At 51.9% G+C, this 5,683-nt stretch carries 2 tRNA genes and 3 rRNA genes; all 5 read left to right on the top strand.

The window, feature by feature from the left end:
* The first annotated feature begins 262 nt into the window (after nt 1–262).
* The 5 genes from AO242_RS21900 to rrf all read left to right on the top strand — a co-directional run bounded on the left by AO242_RS21900 (nt 263) and on the right by rrf (nt 5,495).
* Nucleotides 263–1,788: ribosomal RNA gene (locus AO242_RS21900) — 16S ribosomal RNA — on the top strand.
* A 122-nt stretch (nt 1,789–1,910) separates the two neighbouring features.
* A tRNA-Ile gene (locus tag AO242_RS21895) sits at nt 1,911–1,987 on the top strand.
* A 30-nt stretch (nt 1,988–2,017) separates the two neighbouring features.
* Nucleotides 2,018–2,093 (top strand) — tRNA-Ala (locus AO242_RS21890).
* Between the two features lie 224 nt (nt 2,094–2,317).
* Nucleotides 2,318–5,211, top strand: a 23S ribosomal RNA gene (locus AO242_RS21885).
* 168 nt (nt 5,212–5,379) lie between these two features.
* Nucleotides 5,380–5,495: ribosomal RNA gene (gene rrf, locus AO242_RS21880) — 5S ribosomal RNA — on the top strand.
* The 16S, 23S and 5S rRNA genes sit together here with 2 tRNA genes alongside, the layout of an rRNA operon.
* The last annotated feature ends 188 nt before the right edge of the window (nt 5,496–5,683 follow it).

The raw sequence follows: 5,683 nt of genomic DNA, 5'->3' as shown, positions 1-5,683 counted from the left end.
GTTGATAAGGAAACTTTGAAAACTTCTTAAAATAACCGCTTGACAGATACAGAGGCTGCTGTAGAATGCGCGCCTCGGTTGAGACGAAAGATCTTAACCAACCGCTCTTTAACAATTGAATCAAGCAATTCGTGTGGGTGCTTGCGCTGTCAGACTGAAGTCAACAGATTATCAGCATCGTAAGTTACTCCGCGAGAAATCAAAGAAATAACCAACGATTGCTGAGCCAAGTTTAGGGTTTTCTCAAAACCCAAAGATGTTTGAACTGAAGAGTTTGATCATGGCTCAGATTGAACGCTGGCGGCAGGCCTAACACATGCAAGTCGAGCGGCAGCACGGGTACTTGTACCTGGTGGCGAGCGGCGGACGGGTGAGTAATGCCTAGGAATCTGCCTGGTAGTGGGGGATAACGCTCGGAAACGGACGCTAATACCGCATACGTCCTACGGGAGAAAGCAGGGGACCTTCGGGCCTTGCGCTATCAGATGAGCCTAGGTCGGATTAGCTAGTTGGTGAGGTAATGGCTCACCAAGGCGACGATCCGTAACTGGTCTGAGAGGATGATCAGTCACACTGGAACTGAGACACGGTCCAGACTCCTACGGGAGGCAGCAGTGGGGAATATTGGACAATGGGCGAAAGCCTGATCCAGCCATGCCGCGTGTGTGAAGAAGGTCTTCGGATTGTAAAGCACTTTAAGTTGGGAGGAAGGGCATTTACCTAATACGTAAGTGTTTTGACGTTACCGACAGAATAAGCACCGGCTAACTCTGTGCCAGCAGCCGCGGTAATACAGAGGGTGCAAGCGTTAATCGGAATTACTGGGCGTAAAGCGCGCGTAGGTGGTTTGTTAAGTTGAATGTGAAATCCCCGGGCTCAACCTGGGAACTGCATCCAAAACTGGCAAGCTAGAGTATGGTAGAGGGTGGTGGAATTTCCTGTGTAGCGGTGAAATGCGTAGATATAGGAAGGAACACCAGTGGCGAAGGCGACCACCTGGACTGATACTGACACTGAGGTGCGAAAGCGTGGGGAGCAAACAGGATTAGATACCCTGGTAGTCCACGCCGTAAACGATGTCAACTAGCCGTTGGGAGCCTTGAGCTCTTAGTGGCGCAGCTAACGCATTAAGTTGACCGCCTGGGGAGTACGGCCGCAAGGTTAAAACTCAAATGAATTGACGGGGGCCCGCACAAGCGGTGGAGCATGTGGTTTAATTCGAAGCAACGCGAAGAACCTTACCAGGCCTTGACATCCAATGAACTTTGGTGCCTTCGGGAACATTGAGACAGGTGCTGCATGGCTGTCGTCAGCTCGTGTCGTGAGATGTTGGGTTAAGTCCCGTAACGAGCGCAACCCTTGTCCTTAGTTACCAGCACGTTATGGTGGGCACTCTAAGGAGACTGCCGGTGACAAACCGGAGGAAGGTGGGGATGACGTCAAGTCATCATGGCCCTTACGGCCTGGGCTACACACGTGCTACAATGGTCGGTACAGAGGGTTGCCAAGCCGCGAGGTGGAGCTAATCCCATAAAACCGATCGTAGTCCGGATCGCAGTCTGCAACTCGACTGCGTGAAGTCGGAATCGCTAGTAATCGCGAATCAGAATGTCGCGGTGAATACGTTCCCGGGCCTTGTACACACCGCCCGTCACACCATGGGAGTGGGTTGCACCAGAAGTAGCTAGTCTAACCTTCGGGGGGACGGTTACCACGGTGTGATTCATGACTGGGGTGAAGTCGTAACAAGGTAGCCGTAGGGGAACCTGCGGCTGGATCACCTCCTTAATCGACGACTCAGCTGCAGCACAAGTTCCCACACGAATTGCTTGATTCATTGAAGAAGACGATTAGAAGCAGCTTTAAGCTCCAAGCTGATAGCTCACGCTAGCGGCTACAAGCTCGAAATTGGGTCTGTAGCTCAGTTGGTTAGAGCGCACCCCTGATAAGGGTGAGGTCGGCAGTTCGAATCTGCCCAGACCCACCAATTTTGTGTGGGAAACGCCTGTAGAAATACGGGGCCATAGCTCAGCTGGGAGAGCGCCTGCCTTGCACGCAGGAGGTCAGCGGTTCGATCCCGCTTGGCTCCACCACTTACTGCTTCTGTTTGAAAGCTTAGAAATGAGCACTCCATTTGATGGTGAGTGTTGATTTCTAGTCTTTGATTAGATCGTTCTTTAAAAATTTGGGTATGTGATAGAAATATAGACTGGGCACCTCTTTCACTGGTGTGTGTCCAGGCTAAGGTAAAGTTTGTGAGAACAAACTTTCGGCGAATGTCGTCTTCACAGTATAACCAGATTGCTTGGGGTTATATGGTCAAGTGAAGAAGCGCATACGGTGGATGCCTTGGCAGTCAGAGGCGATGAAAGACGTGGTAGCCTGCGAAAAGCTTCGGGGAGTCGGCAAACAGACTGTGATCCGGAGATGTCTGAATGGGGGAACCCAGCTGTCATAAGACAGTTACCTTACACTGAATACATAGGTGTATGGAGCGAACCAGGGGAACTGAAACATCTAAGTACCCTGAGGAAAAGAAATCAACCGAGATTCCCTTAGTAGTGGCGAGCGAACGGGGACCAGCCCTTAAGTGGCTTGGAGATTAGCGGAACGCTCTGGAAAGTGCGGCCATAGTGGGTGATAGCCCTGTACGCGAAAATCTCCTTGTCATGAAATCGAGTAGGACGGGGCACGAGAAACCTTGTCTGAACATGGGGGGACCATCCTCCAAGGCTAAATACTACTGACTGACCGATAGTGAACTAGTACCGTGAGGGAAAGGCGAAAAGAACCCCGGAGAGGGGAGTGAAATAGATCCTGAAACCGTATGCGTACAAGCAGTGGGAGCCCACTTTGTTGGGTGACTGCGTACCTTTTGTATAATGGGTCAGCGACTTATTTTCAGTGGCGAGCTTAACCGAATAGGGGAGGCGTAGCGAAAGCGAGTCTTAATAGGGCGTCTAGTCGCTGGGAATAGACCCGAAACCGGGCGATCTATCCATGGGCAGGTTGAAGGTTGGGTAACACTAACTGGAGGACCGAACCGACTACCGTTGAAAAGTTAGCGGATGACCTGTGGATCGGAGTGAAAGGCTAATCAAGCTCGGAGATAGCTGGTTCTCCTCGAAAGCTATTTAGGTAGCGCCTCATGTATCACTGTAGGGGGTAGAGCACTGTTTCGGCTAGGGGGTCATCCCGACTTACCAAACCGATGCAAACTCCGAATACCTACAAGTGCCGAGCATGGGAGACACACGGCGGGTGCTAACGTCCGTCGTGAAAAGGGAAACAACCCAGACCGTCAGCTAAGGTCCCAAAATCCTGGTTAAGTGGGAAACGATGTGGGAAGGCTTAGACAGCTAGGAGGTTGGCTTAGAAGCAGCCACCCTTTAAAGAAAGCGTAATAGCTCACTAGTCGAGTCGGCCTGCGCGGAAGATGTAACGGGGCTCAAACCAGGTACCGAAGCTACGGGTATCATCTTAGGATGATGCGGTAGAGGAGCGTTCTGTAAGCCTGTGAAGGTGAGTTGAGAAGCTTGCTGGAGGTATCAGAAGTGCGAATGCTGACATGAGTAACGACAATGGGTGTGAAAAACTCCCACGCCGAAAGACCAAGGTTTCCTGCGCAACGTTAATCGACGCAGGGTTAGTCGGTCCCTAAGGCGAGGCTGAAAAGCGTAGTCGATGGAAAACAGGTTAATATTCCTGTACTTCTGGTTATTGCGATGGAGGGACGGAGAAGGCTAGGCCAGCTTGGCGTTGGTTGTCCAAGTTTAAGGTGGTAGGCTGAGATCTTAGGTAAATCCGGGATCTTAAGGCCGAGAGCTGATGACGAGTGTTCTTTTAGAACACGAAGTGGTTGATGCCATGCTTCCAAGAAAAGCTTCTAAGCTTCAGGTAACCAGGAACCGTACCCCAAACCGACACAGGTGGTTGGGTAGAGAATACCAAGGCGCTTGAGAGAACTCGGGTGAAGGAACTAGGCAAAATGGCACCGTAACTTCGGGAGAAGGTGCGCCGGTGGAGGTGAAGCATTTACTGCGTAAGCCCCTGCCGGTCGAAGATACCAGGCCGCTGCGACTGTTTATTAAAAACACAGCACTCTGCAAACACGAAAGTGGACGTATAGGGTGTGACGCCTGCCCGGTGCCGGAAGGTTAATTGATGGGGTTAGCTAACGCGAAGCTCTTGATCGAAGCCCCGGTAAACGGCGGCCGTAACTATAACGGTCCTAAGGTAGCGAAATTCCTTGTCGGGTAAGTTCCGACCTGCACGAATGGCGTAACGATGGCGGCGCTGTCTCCACCCGAGACTCAGTGAAATTGAAATCGCTGTGAAGATGCAGTGTATCCGCGGCTAGACGGAAAGACCCCGTGAACCTTTACTATAGCTTTGCACTGGACTTTGAATTTGCTTGTGTAGGATAGGTGGGAGGCTTTGAAGCGTGGACGCCAGTCTGCGTGGAGCCAACCTTGAAATACCACCCTGGCAACTTTGAGGTTCTAACTCAGGTCCGTTATCCGGATCGAGGACAGTGTATGGTGGGTAGTTTGACTGGGGCGGTCTCCTCCTAAAGAGTAACGGAGGAGTACGAAGGTGCGCTCAGACCGGTCGGAAATCGGTCGTAGAGTATAAAGGCAAAAGCGCGCTTGACTGCGAGACAGACACGTCGAGCAGGTACGAAAGTAGGTCTTAGTGATCCGGTGGTTCTGTATGGAAGGGCCATCGCTCAACGGATAAAAGGTACTCCGGGGATAACAGGCTGATACCGCCCAAGAGTTCATATCGACGGCGGTGTTTGGCACCTCGATGTCGGCTCATCACATCCTGGGGCTGAAGCCGGTCCCAAGGGTATGGCTGTTCGCCATTTAAAGTGGTACGCGAGCTGGGTTTAGAACGTCGTGAGACAGTTCGGTCCCTATCTGCCGTGGACGTTTGAGATTTGAGAGGGGCTGCTCCTAGTACGAGAGGACCGGAGTGGACGAACCTCTGGTGTTCCGGTTGTCACGCCAGTGGCATTGCCGGGTAGCTATGTTCGGAAAAGATAACCGCTGAAAGCATCTAAGCGGGAAACTTGCCTCAAGATGAGATCTCACTGGAACCTTGAGTTCCCTGAAGGGCCGTCGAAGACTACGACGTTGATAGGTGGGGTGTGTAAGCGCTGTGAGGCGTTGAGCTAACCCATACTAATTGCCCGTGAGGCTTGACCATATAACACCCAAGCAATTTGCGACATGCCTTGATAAATGAAGGCAGGGCCAGATTGCGGTGACTGTGAAGACGACACGAACCGAGAGTTTGTTCGCACATTACCGAGCTATCACATACCCATTCGCTGGCACGTAACCCGCAAGGGCCAACGCACCGGCAACCGAATTTCTTGACGACCATAGAGCATTGGAACCACCTGATCCCATCCCGAACTCAGTAGTGAAACGATGTATCGCCGATGGTAGTGTGGGGTTTCCCCATGTGAGAGTAGGTCATCGTCAAGATTAAATTCCAGAACCCCTGATCGCTTACGCGTTCAGGGGTTTTGTTTGTGCGCGAAGAAAAAGGATTAGCCGTAGGAGCGCGCTTGCCCGTGACGGACGACCACGCGTTGAACCTGGCACACCGCCTCGCTACCGGGTAGGACCGAATTCATTCGGGAAGGCTATATGTCAGGCGATACATAAGCTGC

The organism is Pseudomonas sp. ICMP 561 (assembly GCF_002699985.1).
Classification (GTDB): Bacteria; Pseudomonadota; Gammaproteobacteria; order Pseudomonadales; family Pseudomonadaceae; genus Aquipseudomonas; species Aquipseudomonas quasicaspiana.
The sequence above is the reverse complement of the archived record's forward strand: the minus strand, read 5'-3'. Positions and strand labels throughout refer to the sequence as shown.